15 protein-coding genes and 1 pseudogene are annotated in these 15,326 nt (G+C 61.1%); 6 read left to right on the top strand and 10 right to left on the bottom strand.

Annotated features, from left to right (window positions below; genetic code table 11):
• Positions 1 to 14 precede the first annotated feature (14 nt).
• On the bottom strand, positions 15 to 2,234 hold the full coding sequence (gene rnr, locus QM694_RS03465; RefSeq protein ID WP_415005546.1) for a ribonuclease R: 2,220 nt from the start codon (positions 2,232 to 2,234) through the stop codon (positions 15 to 17).
• A 69-nt stretch (positions 2,235 to 2,303) separates the two neighbouring features.
• Here rnr and QM694_RS03470 point away from each other — a divergent pair, with 69 nt between their 5' ends.
• Complete coding sequence (locus QM694_RS03470; protein ID WP_415005547.1) at positions 2,304 to 2,774, top strand: NUDIX hydrolase; 471 nt, start codon at positions 2,304 to 2,306, stop codon at positions 2,772 to 2,774.
• Here QM694_RS03470 and topA read toward each other — a convergent pair whose 3' ends face one another.
• On the bottom strand, positions 2,775 to 5,393 hold the full coding sequence (gene topA, locus QM694_RS03475; RefSeq protein ID WP_415005548.1) for a type I DNA topoisomerase: 2,619 nt from the start codon (positions 5,391 to 5,393) through the stop codon (positions 2,775 to 2,777). It lies immediately after the preceding gene.
• 200 nt (positions 5,394 to 5,593) lie between these two features.
• On the opposite strand from topA, the gene QM694_RS03480 reads away from it, so the two are divergent.
• Together QM694_RS03480 and QM694_RS03485 are read left to right on the top strand one after the other, a co-directional pair.
• Positions 5,594 to 5,809, top strand: a complete 216-nt coding sequence (locus QM694_RS03480) for a hypothetical protein (protein WP_415005549.1) — start codon at positions 5,594 to 5,596, stop codon at positions 5,807 to 5,809.
• A gap of 123 nt (positions 5,810 to 5,932) precedes the next feature.
• Positions 5,933 to 6,241: a hypothetical protein gene (locus tag QM694_RS03485; protein ID WP_415005550.1), complete on the top strand. Its 309-nt coding sequence runs from the start codon at positions 5,933 to 5,935 to the stop codon at positions 6,239 to 6,241.
• Here the strand turns inward: QM694_RS03485 and QM694_RS03490 are convergent.
• Complete coding sequence (locus QM694_RS03490) at positions 6,235 to 6,804, bottom strand: HutD family protein (RefSeq protein ID WP_415005551.1); 570 nt, start codon at positions 6,802 to 6,804, stop codon at positions 6,235 to 6,237. The two genes, QM694_RS03485 and QM694_RS03490, sit on opposite strands and share 7 nt — an antisense overlap.
• 5 nt (positions 6,805 to 6,809) lie before the next feature.
• A complete protein-coding gene (locus QM694_RS03495; RefSeq protein WP_415005552.1) occupies positions 6,810 to 7,508 on the bottom strand; it encodes a gamma-glutamylcyclotransferase in 699 nt (232 codons plus the stop codon).
• Between the two features lie 105 nt (positions 7,509 to 7,613).
• On the opposite strand from QM694_RS03495, the gene QM694_RS03500 reads away from it, so the two are divergent.
• The 3 genes from QM694_RS03500 to QM694_RS03510 all read left to right on the top strand — a co-directional run bounded on the left by QM694_RS03500 (position 7,614) and on the right by QM694_RS03510 (position 9,940).
• Positions 7,614 to 8,813, top strand: coding sequence for an MFS transporter (locus tag QM694_RS03500; RefSeq protein ID WP_415005553.1), 1,200 nt, complete (start codon positions 7,614 to 7,616; stop codon positions 8,811 to 8,813).
• Between the two features lie 66 nt (positions 8,814 to 8,879).
• Positions 8,880 to 9,287 carry a rhodanese-like domain-containing protein gene (locus QM694_RS03505; RefSeq protein ID WP_415005554.1) on the top strand — a complete coding sequence of 136 codons (408 nt, stop codon included), beginning with the start codon at positions 8,880 to 8,882 and terminating at the stop codon, positions 9,285 to 9,287.
• Positions 9,284 to 9,940: a glutathione S-transferase family protein gene (locus tag QM694_RS03510; RefSeq protein WP_415005555.1), complete on the top strand. Its 657-nt coding sequence runs from the start codon at positions 9,284 to 9,286 to the stop codon at positions 9,938 to 9,940. Before QM694_RS03505 ends, QM694_RS03510 begins: the two co-directional genes overlap by 4 nt.
• Positions 9,941 to 9,947: 7 nt before the next feature.
• Here QM694_RS03510 and QM694_RS03515 read toward each other — a convergent pair whose 3' ends face one another.
• From QM694_RS03515 to QM694_RS03540, 6 genes and pseudogenes are all read right to left on the bottom strand, one after another.
• Positions 9,948 to 10,208, bottom strand: a complete 261-nt coding sequence (locus tag QM694_RS03515) for a hypothetical protein (RefSeq protein ID WP_415005763.1) — start codon at positions 10,206 to 10,208, stop codon at positions 9,948 to 9,950.
• Between the two features lie 72 nt (positions 10,209 to 10,280).
• Positions 10,281 to 11,038: pseudogene (dprA, locus tag QM694_RS03520) on the bottom strand (DNA-processing protein DprA); the annotation flags it as partial.
• Positions 11,038 to 11,637, bottom strand: coding sequence for a glycerol-3-phosphate 1-O-acyltransferase PlsY (plsY, locus tag QM694_RS03525; protein WP_415005556.1), 600 nt, complete (start codon positions 11,635 to 11,637; stop codon positions 11,038 to 11,040). The pseudogene dprA and the gene plsY, both read right to left, overlap by 1 nt.
• Positions 11,638 to 11,656: 19 nt before the next feature.
• Positions 11,657 to 12,949, bottom strand: coding sequence for a dihydroorotase (pyrC, locus tag QM694_RS03530; protein ID WP_415005557.1), 1,293 nt, complete (start codon positions 12,947 to 12,949; stop codon positions 11,657 to 11,659).
• Positions 12,949 to 13,911: an aspartate carbamoyltransferase catalytic subunit gene (locus QM694_RS03535; protein WP_415005558.1), complete on the bottom strand. Its 963-nt coding sequence runs from the start codon at positions 13,909 to 13,911 to the stop codon at positions 12,949 to 12,951. The genes pyrC and QM694_RS03535 overlap by 1 nt, the downstream gene beginning before the upstream one ends.
• Positions 13,912 to 13,968: 57 nt before the next feature.
• Positions 13,969 to 15,318: a glutamine synthetase family protein gene (locus tag QM694_RS03540; RefSeq protein ID WP_415005559.1), complete on the bottom strand. Its 1,350-nt coding sequence runs from the start codon at positions 15,316 to 15,318 to the stop codon at positions 13,969 to 13,971.
• Between the last annotated feature and the right edge of the window lie 8 nt (positions 15,319 to 15,326).

Here is a 15,326-nt window from a genome sequence, read left to right on the forward strand (position 1 = left end):
AGTTCATAGAAAAATCAGCGGCGGCGTAGTTTTTTCGGCGTCTGGCGGGACAGGCGGGCCTTGCGGCGGGGGGCTGGCTTTTCCGTGCGCGGTTCAGAAACGATCTCGAACCGCAAGCCTCCTGATACGGGCGTTGCTTCGACGAGCTTTACCTCCACATGATCGCCGAGCTGGTAGACAGCGCCCGTGCGTTCGCCGGTCAGCGCGTGGCGGGTCTGGTCATAGACGAAGTAGTCCGTGCCAAGGGAGCGCACCGGCACAAAGCCATCGGCGCCCGATCCGTCCAGTTTCACGAACAGCCCTGCGCTCACCACGCCGCCGATGCGGCCCCGGAAGATGGAGCCGGTCTCGCTGGCCAGATGCGCGGCGATCAGGCGGTCGATGGTTTCACGCTCCGCCGCCATGGCGCGGCGTTCGGCGGCGGAGATGAGATCGGCGGTGTCCTTGAGATTGGCGATATCTTCGGCGGACAGACCATCCTCGCCAAACCCCAATGCACTGACGAGCGCGCGGTGCACGATCAGATCGGCATAGCGCCGGATCGGCGAAGTGAAATGAGCGTAGCGGCGGAGGGAGAGGCCGAAGTGCCCCTTGTTCTCCGGCGTGTAGACAGCCTGCGCCTGCGTCCGGAGCACCACTTCATTGACGAGGTGCTGATAATCCTTGCCCTGAACATCGCTGAGAATGCGGTTGAAGTGTTTGGGCTGCATCACCTGGCCCATCGGCAGGTTCATGTTCACCGTGCGGAGAAATTCGGCAAGCGCCCTGATCTTTTCATCGCTCGGTGGTTCGTGGGCACGGTAGAGCAGAGGCGTCTTGCGTTTTTCCAGTTCTTCCGCCGCTGCCACATTGGCCTGGATCATGAATTCTTCGATGAGCTTGTGGGCGTCAAGCCGCAGCGGCGTCACCACGCGCTCGATCAGGCCATGCGCGTCCAGCACCAGCTTGCGCTCGGGCAGATCAAGCTCAAGCGGCTCGCGTGCATCGCGGCCCTTCATCAGAATGCGATAGGCATGCCACAGCGGCTTCAGCACGCCATCGAGAAGCGTATCCGTCTTAGCATTCGTCCGTCCGTCAATGGCGGCCTGCGCCTCCTCGTAGGACAGCTTGGCGGCGGAACGCATGATGATGCGCTCGAAGCGGTGCTTCGTCTTGCGGCCCGCTTTGTCGAAATGCATGAAGCAGGCGAGCGCCGGGCGGTCTTCTTTTTCCCGCAGCGAGCAGAGATCGTTGGAGATGCGCTCAGGCAGCATGGGCACGACGCGATCAGGGAAATAGACGGAGTTGCCGCGGATGCGCGCCTCACGGTCCAGCGCCGTGCCGGGCCGAACGTAGGCCGCCACATCGGCAATCGCCACAATGATGTTGACGCCGCCCGTGGCGGGGTCGGCTTCCGCCCACACCGCATCGTCATGATCGCGGGCGTCTGGCGGATCGATGGTGATGAGCGGAACGGTGCGCAGGTCCGTGCGGCCCTGTTGCGAGAAGGGCTTGAGCGCCTGCGCCTCCGCCATCACACGGGCGGGAAATTCAATGGGAATGCCATGCTGGTGAATGGCGATCAGTGAAATGTTTTTCTGGCTAGTCAGGTCGCCTAGCCGCTCACGCACCCGCGCCATGGGCAGGCCACGGCCGCGCCCGCCGGAGATTTCCGCTTCCACCAATTCGCCATTCTCGGCCCCGCCGTCACCGCCTGGCAGCACCTGCAACTCGCTCTTGGCCTTCTTGTCGACGGGAATGATGCGGGCGCCCAACCCGCGCGCAACGCGATAGATGCCGAGCATGCGCTTCGATGAATCCGACAGTGTACGGATCACTTTGGCGCGGAAACGGTAGCGGCCATCGCGCTGCGTTTCGATCTTCGCCAGCACGCGGTCGCCCTTCTTCGCGGCCTCGCCGCCGATGATGATGACGCGCGGCGGCTTGCCGCCCGCGCGCTCGTCCCATTCGACAGGCTCGCCATAGGCATCGCCATCGCTGTCGATCCCCAGGATTTCGATGACCGTAACGGGGGGCAGGGTCGATGTGTCTATCAGCTTGCGGGCGCGCTTAGCCAGCTTGCCGTCATTGGCGAGCTTGGCGAGCAGCGCCTTGAGGGCGATCTTTTCATTACCCTTGATGCCGAAAGCGCGCGCGATCTCGCGCTTTCCGGCGAGGCCGGGCGAGGACTGAATGAACTCGAGCACCGCCTCCTCGCTGGGAAGGCCTGCCTTGGGCTTCGCGGGTTTCGCCATGCAATTGGCATAGCCGCACCCTATCTTTGATGGAAGCGTTCTCATCGAGAATCAGGCAAAGTGCATGCCGTGACGACGGCGAAGAAATCCGCGAAGAAGGCGACCAAGCAGGCAAAGCGCGGCGGCCATGCGCGGCAGCATGCGGCGCTGCCGTGGCGTGATCGCGGCGGGCTTGAAATTCTTCTCATCTCATCGCGTGATACCAAGCGCTGGGTGATCCCAAAGGGCTGGCCGATGGCCGGGCTTAATGCCAGTGAGACGGCGGAGCGCGAGGCGTTCGAAGAATCGGGCCTTCGCGGGTTGATTGCGCCAACGCCGGTTGGCATTTTCCATTATGTAAAAAGGCTGGCAGGTGGTGTTCACCGCAACATGACGGTGGATGTCTATCCGCTGGAGGTGCGGGTTCAGACCTCCGCCTGGCCAGAGATGCACCAGCGCACGCTGAAATGGATGACGCCGGACGAAGCCGCTGCCGCGGTGCAGGAGCCGGAACTCTCCGCGCTCATCCGCAGCTTCGCCAGGCTGAAGTCTGGGGTCTGATTAGGCGGCAGGCTTCGCTTTCTTCGCAGCCTTTTTGGCAGGAGCCTTTTTCGCGGCGGCTTTCTTCGCAGGCGCTTTCTTGCGCGCCGAAGCCTTTTTCGCCGGAGACTTGCCGGCGCGCGCCGCGATCAGGGCCACCGCGTCATCCATGGTGAGCGCCTGCGGGTCGGTGTCGCGGGGCAGGGTGGCGTTCACGCTGCCATATTTCACGTAAGGCCCATAGCGGCCGGACATCACCTGCACATTGCCGCCGCCATCGGGGTGAGGCCCCAAATCTTTCAGCGCATTGGCCTTAGGGCGCTGGAAGCCCTTGGCCTTCTTTTCCGCCAGCACGTCAACGGCGCGGTTGATGCCGATGGTATAAACATCCTCAGGGCTTTCGAGGCTGGCATAACTGCCGTCATGCAGCACGAAAGGCCCGAAGCGGCCAAAGTTCGCCACGATGGGCTTGCCGGTTTCAGGATGAAGGCCAACCTCGCGCGGCAGCGACAGGAGCTTGAGCGCGGCTTCGAGGTCGATGCTTGCCGGGTCGGTTCCCTTGGGGATGGACGCGCGGCGCGGCTTTTCGCCCTCCACCGTCTCACCCAGTTGCAGATAGGGCCCAAAGCGCCCTTGGCGGCGGGTGACTTTCTCGCCCGTCTCGGGATCGGCGCCCAGTTCAATGCCTTCAGAGGGCACCATGGCGGCAGAGTCATTGCCCGCCGTCATCGGCCGGGTGAACTTGCACTCCGGATAATTCGAGCAGCCGACAAATGAACCGAAGCGGCCGAGTTTCAGCGAAAGCTGGCCATTGCCGCAGGAGGGGCACTGGCGCGGGTCGCCGCCATCCGCACGGGCCGGGAAGATATGCGGAGCCAGAAGATCGTTCAGCGCGTCGAGCACATTGGCGACGCGGAGATCCTTGATCTCGTCCAGCGCCACCGTGAAGTCGCGCCAGAAATCGCGCATCACCTGCTTCCAGTCGATCTCGCCGGCGGACACGCGGTCAAGCTGCTCTTCGAGATCGGCGGTGAAGCCATATTCAACGTAGCGGCCAAAGAAGCTTTCCAGAAACGCCGTGACGACGCGGCCCTTGTCCTCGGGAATGAACCGTTTCTTGTCGAGGCGTGCGTAGCCGCGGTCCCGGATGACCGAGAGAATAGAAGCGTATGTTGAAGGGCGGCCAATGCCCAGCTCTTCCAGCTTTCCGATGAGCGAGCGTTCGGAATAGCGCGGCGGCGGTTCGGTGAAGTGCTGATGCGCGGCAATGTTCCTGATGCCAATTGAATCGCCGCGCGCCATTGGCGGCAGGCGGCGGGCGTCCTCGTCTTCCGTATCTTCCAGATCTTCGTTGTACACCTTGAGAAAGCCGTCGAACTTCACCACCGATCCGGTGGCGCGGAAGGTGTAGTGTTTGCCGTCGCGGCCATCTGCGCCGATGTCAGCGGTGGTGCGCTCAAGTTCGGCGCTTTCCATCTGGCTGGCGATGGTGCGTTTCCAGATCAGCTCATAAAGCGCATGCTGTTCGCCATCGAGATTCTTGCGCACGCTGTCGGGATGACGCGAGAGCTCGGTCGGGCGGATGGCTTCATGGGCTTCCTGCGCGTTTTTCGCCTTCGTTGTGTATTGGCGCGGCGCGGATGGCAGATAGGGTTCGCCGAACTGTTTGAGGATGGTGTTGCGCGCATCGGCGATGGCCTCGGGTGCCATATCAACGCCATCGGTGCGCATGTAGGTTATGAGACCCACCGTCTCGCCGCCGATATCAACGCCTTCATAAAGGCGCTGAGCGATCTGCATGGTCTTGGATGCCGAGAATCCGAGTTTGCTTGAGCCTTCCTGCTGCAGCGTGGACGTGCGGAAGGGCGCGAAAGGATGCCGCCGCGCCGGCTTGCTTTCAATCGTATCGACCTTGAAGGGCTGGCCCTTCACCGCCTGCTCGATGGCGCGTGCGGAGGCTTCGTCCTTGAGATCGAGCTTGGCCAGCTTCTGACCATTGACGGCGTTCAGGCTGGCGGAGAACTCCGCCCCCTTTGGCGTGACGAAGGTGCCGTCGATGGTCCAGTATTCCTGCGACCGGAAGGCTTCGATCTCCAGTTCCCTGTCACAGATGAGGCGCAGCGCCACGGACTGGACGCGGCCGGCAGAGCGGGAACCTGGCAGTTTCCGCCACAGCACAGGCGAAAGCGAGAAGCCGACGAGATAATCGAGCGCGCGGCGGGCCAGATAGGCATCAACTAGCGCCGCATCCACCTCGCGCGGATGCTTCATCGCTTCCAGCACCGATTGCTTGGTGATGGCGTTGAACACCACCCGCTGCACCGCCTTGCCCTTGAGGGCACCCTTCTTGCGCAGCACTTCAAGAACATGCCAGGAAATCGCCTCGCCCTCGCGGTCAGGGTCGGTGGCGAGGATGAGCCGGTCATCACCCTTGAGGGCCGAGGCGATGTCAGCGAGGCGCTTGGCGGATTTGGCATCCACCTCCCAGGACATGTCGAAATCCTCATCCGGGCGGACGGAGCCATCCTTGGGCGGCAGGTCGCGGACATGGCCATAAGAGGCCAGAACCGTGAAGTCCTTGCCGAGATATTTGTTGATGGTCTTGGCCTTGGCCGGGGATTCGACGACAACGACGGTCATTCAGTGTCCAGAATTGCGGGGTTGTGCGCCTCATATAGGCATCGTCTAGCTGTCGCAAGGTGGGGAGGGGTAAACTGGGCCGACGGATCAAATACTCAATATGAGTCAGAATGCAGCTAAACTCAACTTATAATTGCTTCATATTGTAATATGCACGTATATACTAGGTATGGGGTTGAGAGAGTTGGGGATGGCACGGGATGCGTAACAAATTCGATGCAGCGCAGCAGCGCGAGGCAAAACGGCTTCAGCTTGCTATTCTGGATATCAAACAATCTGCGGAACGGTTCAAACTGACGACCGCCATCCCACCTCTCAACTACGCCCTCCAGGAAATGACTGAAATCGCCTTCCCGGGTACCGGATTACCCCCGGAGATCAGAGAGTTGCGGCAGGGCAAATCGAAGCTTTTCTGACCAGCGATCATTTCCCTCTTCCAAGGATCATTTTCAATCAAATGCAATTTTTACGTGCTTAACATTTACTATGACACGTAATAGGTGTGTTGACGTAAGGGGCATCAATTTTGGAGAGCCACCATGCCGTCGACCACTACACCCCGAATTGCAGGAGTTGAGAATAAATCTGTGTTGCCAAGCAATCTGCCCAACCCGGACAGCATGACACAACGCCAAACCGCGCAATATGTTGCGGATATGGTTCTCGAGCTTCGGAAGATGAGCAAGGCGCAAGGCCTTTTCAAAGTCATGCCTCCGCTGGAATATGCCTATTACGAGGCGTTCACGCTGGCCAATCAGGTTGACGTGCCAAAGGAAGAGCTAGACCACCTTCGTCAGCTCGAACAGGCGGGGCGCGATCAGGAAAAAGCGATTTGCAACGATTATTGATGTTTGCCGGACACCGTGGCGATCAGCGCTATCGCGCGGTCTTGCGGCTCCAGCAAGACGTTTTCGCCGCAAACGGCCACAAGGCTTTCGCCGTTTGCCACCCACAAGCCATTCGCGTGAACCCTCGCGCCGATAATGTGAACAAGCAGGGTTTGATGCAGGCCTGCTTTCAGGCGTTGCGGTTGGCCGAGATGGGCAACACGCAGATCGCTATCAAGTTCTGATCGCAACGCCATCAGGTTGAAATCCTTGAGCGGGCTGCCGCGCAAACTTGCCCGGATCGGCCAATCGCCGGAAAAACGCCGGGGCTGGAAATGCTGTGTGAGGTTTACGGGGCCGTCCGGGCCGCCCTCCAGCACCATGCCGCCGCCTTCGAGCACGAGGATATGCCGGTCATAACCTGGAAAGAGCGAGAAAGGGCCATCGGCTGATACGCCAGCAATGCTGACGCGCCACAGGAAGGGAAGCTCTGGATCGGCTAGTTCACGGTAAAGCTCAGCGGTCGATCCGCCGCCGTTCTTCCACGGCATAACCCTGTAATCCGCTGGCTTCAGCAGGCGCATGGCGCTCAAACGTCCGGGTGGATTTGTTCGATTGCCGCCGCCACACGTTTCTGCAGGTCCCATAAATATGGATCGTGAATGCCGTTGGTTTCCAGCGCCAGCACGGTCTGCAAGAGGTAGTCCGCGCCGCTTCCCCAATGCCCGCAGGCGCTCGCAAGCCGCCGGGCGATCTCATCGGGATCAATCGTTCCAAGATAATTTGGGCTAGACGTGTTGGCGACGAAGGCAACCGCGCGGGCAGGGCCATCCGCGGTTTCAACGTCAATCCATTCCGGCAACTGGCTTGCGGGTTTCACCGTCATTTCACGGCGAAACAGGATGTCCAGTGTCCGCGCTTCCGTTCCCGATCGGATTGTTTGAAGCATCCCCTCGCACAGGCCGCCGCGATCGATCTGCATCATCAGGCCGGGCTGGTCGATGGTGCCGCGGAACCGCATTACCCTGAGGCAGAAGGCGCGGTGCCACCCATGCGCGGTGGCGCGGGTGACGGAGGCCGGGACAAAGGCAGGTTTCCAGATCAGCGAACCATAGGAAAACACAGTCAGAGGGCCACCGCGCCAGCCATTCAGCACATGCTCGACAAAGCTGGCGTAGTCTGCATCCGTCAGAAGCTCCATATCGGGGAGCGGCCCCGGGTCCGCCATGTCACGGTGGACGCGGGCGATATGGCCGGACGTAAGGTGCAGGGATGCAGTCATAGGCATGACTGTGCTGTTTGATCGCAGGGGATGCAAGCCTTGCAATGCAGCGTGTTGCGGCTTTGCCCTTGCGCGTGCGGCGCAACACGTGGCTCCACTGCTGCAGCAATCATGTCCGCCGAATCCACCATTGCGCCGATGCCCCTGCCGAGACGCGCGGGAGCCTATACGTTCGCGATCCTTTTTTCGCTCGAGAGCTTCACCCGGTCCCTGAACTCTACAGTCGTTTCGCTGCAGGCCTACGACATTTTGGGCGCCAGCCAGAAGGTGAGCGTGCTGTCCACCTCAGTTTCGCTGTTGGTGCTGATGACCACGCTGATGCTGCCGCTTCTTCTGGGGCGGCTACGGCGGCGCTGGGCCTATACGCTGGCGGCCTGCCTTATGAGCTGCGCCGCGCTGGCGCTGGCCACCCACACCTTGCCCGGCCAATGGATCGGCGCCTATTTGCGCAACAGCTCCGCCGCGATGTTCAACATCGTGCTTCAGCTTTATATTCTCGACAATATCCGGCGGCACGAACTGGCGCGCGCGGAACCAATCCGCCTTTCGGTCTCGACCCTGTCATGGACAATCGGGCCGGCGCTCGGTGTCTGGCTTTATGTCGGCTTTGGGCCATGGGGGCCACAGCTTGGCGTGATTGCTGCCGTAGCGCTGCTGATGGCGGTATTCTGGACCCTCCGCCTGTCCGATCACGGGCAGATTCTGCCGTCCGGCCGCGCCCACAGCTTCAGCCCGCTGTCCAATGTGAAACGGTTTATCGCCCAGCCCCGTCTGCGGCTGGCATGGACGATTGCCTTCGGGCGGTCCTGCTTCTGGACCACATTCTTCATTTATGGACCGCTGCTGATGGTCGAAGGGGGAATTCCCAAGAGTGTCACTGGTCTTGTCATCTCGGCCAGCCAGGCGCTGCTGTTCACCGCTTACATTTCAGGCTGGATTGCACGGCGGAAGGGATTGCGCACGGTGATTGCGGGGGCGTTTGTGATTGCCGCATTGGCGTCCATCGCTGCGGGATTGGCGGGCACGCACTTGCCATGGCTGGCCGTGGGATTGCTATTGGTGGGCACCGTGGCATCCTCCGCCATTGACGGCGTGGGCGCCATTCCCTTCATGCGCGCGGTGAAGCCGCACGAGCGGCAGCGCATGACGGCGGTCTACCGCACCTTCATCGATTTTTCCGAATTGATCCCGTCTTTCATCTTTGCCTTTGCATTGATGTGGCTGCCGATTGGCGCAACCTTTGTGATACTTGGGATTTGGCTTTTGATTTGTTCAGTCATCAGCTGGCGCTATTTGCCGCGCGGGCTGTGACGAGGCCTTGACGTGTGAACTGCGGCTGCTGCAACGTGCGCCGCTTTTGAATGAGGAGTGGTAGCAATGGCGCAGAACATCACGCTTGGCATCAAGGATATGATGGCCAATGCTGACAAGGCTGTGGATAGTGTAACAGCGGAGGAGGCCATTGCGCTTCACGGCCGCAATGATGTGGTGATTATCGACATCCGCGATCCGCGCGAACTGGAGCGCGAAGGGCGTATTCCAGGTTCGTTTCACGCCCCGCGCGGCATGCTGGAGTTCTGGGTTGATCCCGCGAGCCCCTATCACAAGCCGATCTTCGCCGAGGATAAGACCTTCATCATCCACTGTGCCAGCGGCTGGCGCTCGCTCCTCGCCACTGAAGTGTTGCAACGCATGGGCCTAAAGCCCGTCAAGAATCTGAAGGGCGGATTCGGTGCGTGGAAGCAGGCGGGCGGGCCGGTTGAAGCGAAGGAGCCTCACAAATGAGCAGCCTGACGCTGGTGATCGGCAACAAAAACTATTCGTCCTGGTCGCTGCGGCCATGGATGGCGCTGACCATGGCTGGCATTCCGTTCAACGAAATCGTCATTCCGTTGGACCAGCCGGATACGAAAGAAAAAATTTCAGCACACAGCGCAGCTGGCCGCGTTCCCGTGCTGCATCATGGGCGGACGGTGATCTGGGACTCGATGGCGATCATCGAATATGCTGCAGAGCTGTTCCCGGAGAAAAACCTGTGGCCAAAGATGATTGCCGCGCGCGCTATGGCGCGCTCCGCTTCGGCGGAAATGCATTCCGGTTTTTTCGCCCTTCGCAACGCATGCCCGATGAATCTGAAACGCGGCAAAAAGCCCGTTCCGATGGACGATGCCGTCAGGGCTGATATTGCGCGCATTGAATCGCTCTGGGCCGATTGCCGCGCGCGCTTCGCCAAAAGCGGCAAGTTCCTGTTCGGCAAATTCAGCGCGGCGGATGCCATGTTTGCGCCTGTCGTGACGCGTTTCGAAACTTATGAAGTGCCGGTGAGCGGCAGCACCCGCAGCTATATGGATGCGGTGATGGGCACTCCGGCTTTCACATCATGGAAGGACGCGGCGCTGAAAGAAAACTGGGTTGTGCCATCTGATGAGGTGGACTGAATGGCGATCAAGCACTCAATGAGATTGCGCCCTGAGCGTGACGGATAATTTTTCCGGCGAGTTCCAGTTCCAGCAAAAGACAGGTTGCAATTGCTGCCGGGAGCATTGATTCTCTCACGAGATCGTCGAGGTCAATCGGGCTGGGAGACAATAATTCGATCAACCGCTGGCGGTCTGTGTCTGAAGTGCCGCGCGCGTCGAATGGTCCGTATTCAGCTTCGCGGAACGGAAGATGCGCGCCGGTGAAACTACCGAGCGTTTCCAGCACGTCATTGGCAGACGTCAAAAGGGTCGCACCCTGGCGTATCAGGCGGTTCGTGCCCTCGCAGCGCGGATCGAGCGGTGAACCCGGAACGGCAAAAACTTCGCGGCCCTGTTCGGCGGCATTGCGGGCGGTGATGAGAGAGCCGGAACGCAAGGCTGCTCTATCACAATGGTGGCCCGCGAACTGCCGGAGATAATGCGGTTACGGCGGGGAAAGTGATCGGCCTTGGGAATGGTGCCCGGCTTCATCTCCGAAACAAGAAGGCCGCGCTCGCCGATCAACGCGTGGAGTTTGGCGTTTTCCGGCGGGTAGATATTATCGAGTCCACCCGCCAGCACCGCGATCGTTCCGGTTGTCAGTGATGCCTCATGCGCCGCCGTGTCAATTCCTCGCGCAAGGCCGGAGACAATGACAAGCGCTTCACTCCCTAATCCTGATGCGATTTGCCGCGTAAATTTCAGACCAACAGCAGAGGCGTTGCGCGCGCCGACGATGGCGATGGCAGAGCGCTCCGTGATCGAGACATCACCTTTCACCCACAGGACGGGAGGCGCCGAGTCGATATGGCGGAGCAAATCAGGATAACCTGCCTCTCCCGGCAAGACGGCCGATGCGCCCATCGCCTGGCCGCGCGCAAGGTCTGCATCAGCTTCCGCCTCACCATAGATGCGTGGGGGACGGGACAGCCCGCCCTTGCGCGAGAGTTCCGGCAGATGCGCCAGGGCGTCACCGGCGTTTCCATAGAGCGCCAGCAATTTGCGGAATGTAACTGGCCCGACATTTTCGCTGAGACTGAGCCGCAAAAGGTCACGGCGTTCGGCGGCGCTGATCATCAGCCCTTCTTGCCCAGATCAATCCTGGGCTCGGTGCCCTTGATGAGGCGCGCGATGTTCTCGTGGTGCTTGATCCAGATGGCAGCGCCGATGACGAGCGTTGGAATCAACAGGTCTATGCGATGAAAGAGAAACGCCCAGAGCGGCGTGAGCAGGCTGGCGGTGAGCGCCGACAACGAGGATTTCCGGAACAGGAAGGCGATGGCGATCCACACGGCAAGAAAAATCAGCCCCAGCGGCCAGAACCAGCCGAACAGCACGCCGATGTTGGTGGCCACGCCCTTGCCGCCCTTGAACCCCAGCCAGACCGGGAAGAGGTGGCCTGCGAAGGCCGCAAGGCCTGCGATGATTCCGGCAGCTGGACCATAAAGCCATGTGGCGGCCAAAGCGGGAATGGTGCCTTTCAGGGCATCGCAGAGGAGGGTGAGGGCGGCGATCTTCTTGCTGCCGGTGCGCAGCACGTTCGTGGCGCCAATGTTGCCCGAGCCGATCTGGCGCACATCGCCCAAGCCCGCCCAGCGGGTGAGGATCAGGCCAAATGGAATGGTGCCGCAGAGATAACCCAAAACGGCAGAGACGATTGCTTCCAAGGCGCCCAAGCTGATTTCCCCAAACCCACTAGCGAGCGTAAGCGTAAACGCTGCGGCCCGCAACGACGGTTTCAACCGCCCGGCCTTCCAGCGTGCGGTGCTCGTAAGGCGAGTTCTTGGAGCGCGACCGCAAGAGGTCGTCCTCCACGGTCCAACTCAGATGCGGATCAACGACCGTGAAATCGGCGGGCGCGCCGGGCGCCATGCGGCCTTGTTCGAGCCCAAGTATATCAGCGGGCTGTGAAGACATTGCTTCAACAAGGCGCGCTAAGGATATGCTTTCACTATGATAAAGGGAAAGTGCAGCGGACAGCATGGTTTCCAGCCCGATGGCGCCAAAGGCCGCTTCGGCGAAGGGCAGACGCTTGGTGTCGGCGCTCTGTGGGTCGTGGCCTGAGACGATCACGTCAATCGTCCCGTCCGCCACGCCGTTCACCAGCGCCCGTCGGTCTTCCTCCGACCGGAGCGGCGGAGAGAGCTTGAAGAAGGTGCGGTATGCGCCGACGTCCAGTTCATTCAGCGTGAGGTGGTGAATCGAAACGCCGCAGGTGACCGGCAGGCCCTTGGCCTTGGCGGCGCGGATCACCTCCAGCGACAGGCGCGAGGAAATCTGGTGCGCATGGTAACGGCTGCCCGTCATCTCCACCAGGCGCAGGTCGCGCTCCAGCATGATGACTTCCGCCATGGCTGGAATGCCCGAAAGGCCCAGCCGCGCGGCGCTTTCGCTGGCGTTCATCACGCCCGTGGAAAGTGAGGGTTCCTCCACATGCTGGATCACCGGCATATCGAAATCACGCGCATACATCATAACACGGCGCAGCACATTGGCATTGACGAGCGATTTGTTGCCTTCGGTGACGGCGACAGCGCCGGCATCCTTCAGCGCGCCGATTTCCGTCATCACGTCGCCGGCCAGGCCTTTGGTAATGGCGGCCATGGGATGCACGCGCACCAGCGCCGTATCGCGGGCACGCCTGAGGATGAAATCCACAATGGCGCTGTCGTCGATAACCGGCTGCGTATTGGGCATCACGATCATGGTGGTGACGCCGCCCGCCGCCGCAGCGACCGACGCGGAGGCGAGGGTCTCGCGATATTCAGTTCCTGGCTCGCCAGTGAAGACACGCATGTCGATCAGGCCGGGGATCAGAAGCAGGCCCTTGCAATCCGTCACGGCGGCAGCGCCGATGGTGTCACGCGTCACCTTGGGGCCGGCAGCGAGGATCCAGCCATCCTCGATCAGGATGCCGCCCGGACCATCGAGGCCCTGCGCGGGCGCCACGATGCGGGCGTTGAGATAGGCGCGGCGGGAGGAGACCATCAGCCGTTTCCTCCGCCGGGCATATTGCGGGCCAGCGCGTCCAGCACTGCCATGCGGACGGCCACGCCCATTTCCACCTGTTCGCGGATCACCGACTGGACGCCATCGGCAACATCGGAGTCGATCTCGATGCCACGGTTCATCGGGCCGGGATGCATGACGAGAGCATCGGGCCTGGCGAGTTTGAGTTTTTCGGCGTTGAGGCCATAGAAGCGGTAGTATTCGCGCTGCGAGGGCACGAAAGCGCCACTCATGCGCTCAAGCTGGAGCCGCAGCATCATCACCACATCGGCATCGGCAAGGCCCGTTGTCATGGAGCGATGCACATCCACGCCAAAATTGCCAATGCCGGTGGGAAGCAGCGTTGAAGGCGCCACCACTCGGACGCGCGCGCCCATTTTGTTGAGCAAATGAATATTGGAGCGGGCGACGCGCGAGTGAAGCACGTCACCGCAGATCGCCACCGTCAATCCCTCGATGCGGCCCTTGCGGCGGCGGATGGTGAGCGCGTCAAGAAGCGCTTGGGTGGGGTGCTCATGCTGGCCATCGCCCGCATTGATCACCGCGCAGGAGACTTTCTGCGCCAGAAGCTCCACAGCACCTGAAGAGGAATGGCGCACCACCAGAAAATCGGGATGCATGGCATTGATCGTCATGGCGGTGTCGATCAGGGTTTCGCCTTTGGAAACCGAGGACGTGGCAACCGACATGTTCATGACGTCGGCGCCCAGCCGCTTGCCGGCGATCTCGAAAGAGCTTTGCGTGCGGGTAGAGGCCTCGAAAAACAGGTTCACCTGCGTGCGGCCCGAAAGCACATCCTGCCGCTTGGATACCTGCCGGTTTACCTCGACATAGCCTTCGGCCAGATCGAGCAGGGCTGCGATTTCAAGCGGGGAAACATCCTCGATGCCCAGAAGATGCTGGGCCTTGAGGAGCGGGCGGGGGCGCTGCGGCGATGTCATTAAAGCCGGGTGTGTAGGGGCTAATCCCGCCAAGGGCAAGAGGGTCGATGCGGCTGTTCACACCATATCGAGATAGGTCTCGTATTCGAAGTCGGTTACCTGCAGGGCAAAGGTGTTCATCTCCTGCCGTTTGCAGGCCACCAGCATGTCGCGCAGCATGGTGGGAAGCATGTCCTCCACGATGCGGCCTGCCGCGAAAGCCTCGATTGCCGAAGCCCAGTCGGGGGGAAGGCTACGGAGCTTGAGCGTATAGGCATCACCAGTTACGGGTTCGGGCTGTGTCATCTGGCGCTCGATGCCCGCCAGTGCCCCGGCCAGAATGCCGGCCAGCACGAGATAGGGATTGGCATCGGCGCCCGCCACGCGATGCTCGATTCGCCGCGCCACGTTTGGTCCGCCTGGAATACGGACGGCGACGGTGCGGTTTTCATAGCCCCACGCGGCTGCGGAGGGTGCATGCGTTCCGGGCCTGAGGCGGCGGTAGGAATTGGCATGCGGCGCAAAGAGCAGCGTTGTCTCGGCCATCGTTTCGATCAGGCCACCCACGGCGTTCAGCATGATCGGGCTTCCATCCCGCGTTCCATTGTCGAAGACATTTTTGCCCGCGCGGTCCAGCAGGCTGAAATGAACGTGCAGGCCGCTGCCCGACCGCTGGCCGTAGGGCTTGGCCATGAAGGACGCGGCAAAGCCATGCTTGCGCGCCACGCCCTTTACGATGCGCTTGAACAGCACCGCGTCATCGGCCGCCTTTAGAGGATCGGCCACATGGAGCAGGTTAATTTCAAACTGGCCGATGCCGTTTTCGGCAATGGCGGAATCGGCGGGTACGCCCTGCAAGGCGCAGGCGTCGTACACATCGCGGAAGAAGGCCCCGAAGTCATCGAGCTCATCGATGGAGAGGACAGAGTCCGCATCGAGCCGCTTCCCGGTGATGGGCGACACGGGTGCGGCGGGGCGGTCTTCCGCCGGATCGTAAAGATAGAACTCCAACTCCATGGCCACCACCGGCGTGAAGCCATGGCTGGCAAAGCGCTGCACGATGGCATCCAGCGCGCGGCGCGGATCACCGCCAAAGGGCATGCCGTTTTCTTCGCGGAGCCATAGCGGAATGAGGGCTGTGGGTTCTGATGTCCAGTCCATGGGAAGAATGCCGCGACCGATCGGTTCGCAGAGGCCATCTGCATCACCGGTGGCAAAGACAAGCGGCGAGTTCACGATATCCTCTCCCCAGATATCGACGCCCACCACGGAGAGTGGCATGCGCAGGCCCCCTGCCAATACCTTCTCGGCCTGTTCAACGGGAATGCGCTTTCCCCGCATCACGCCATTCAGGTCGCAGACGGCGGCTCTCAGGCTGCGAACATCCCGGCGTTCGTCGAGCCATCTTAATGCGTCGGTCGGCTTCATAAATTCCC

The organism is Aestuariivirga sp. (assembly GCF_047602625.1).
Classification (GTDB): Bacteria; Pseudomonadota; Alphaproteobacteria; order Rhizobiales; family Aestuariivirgaceae; genus Aestuariivirga.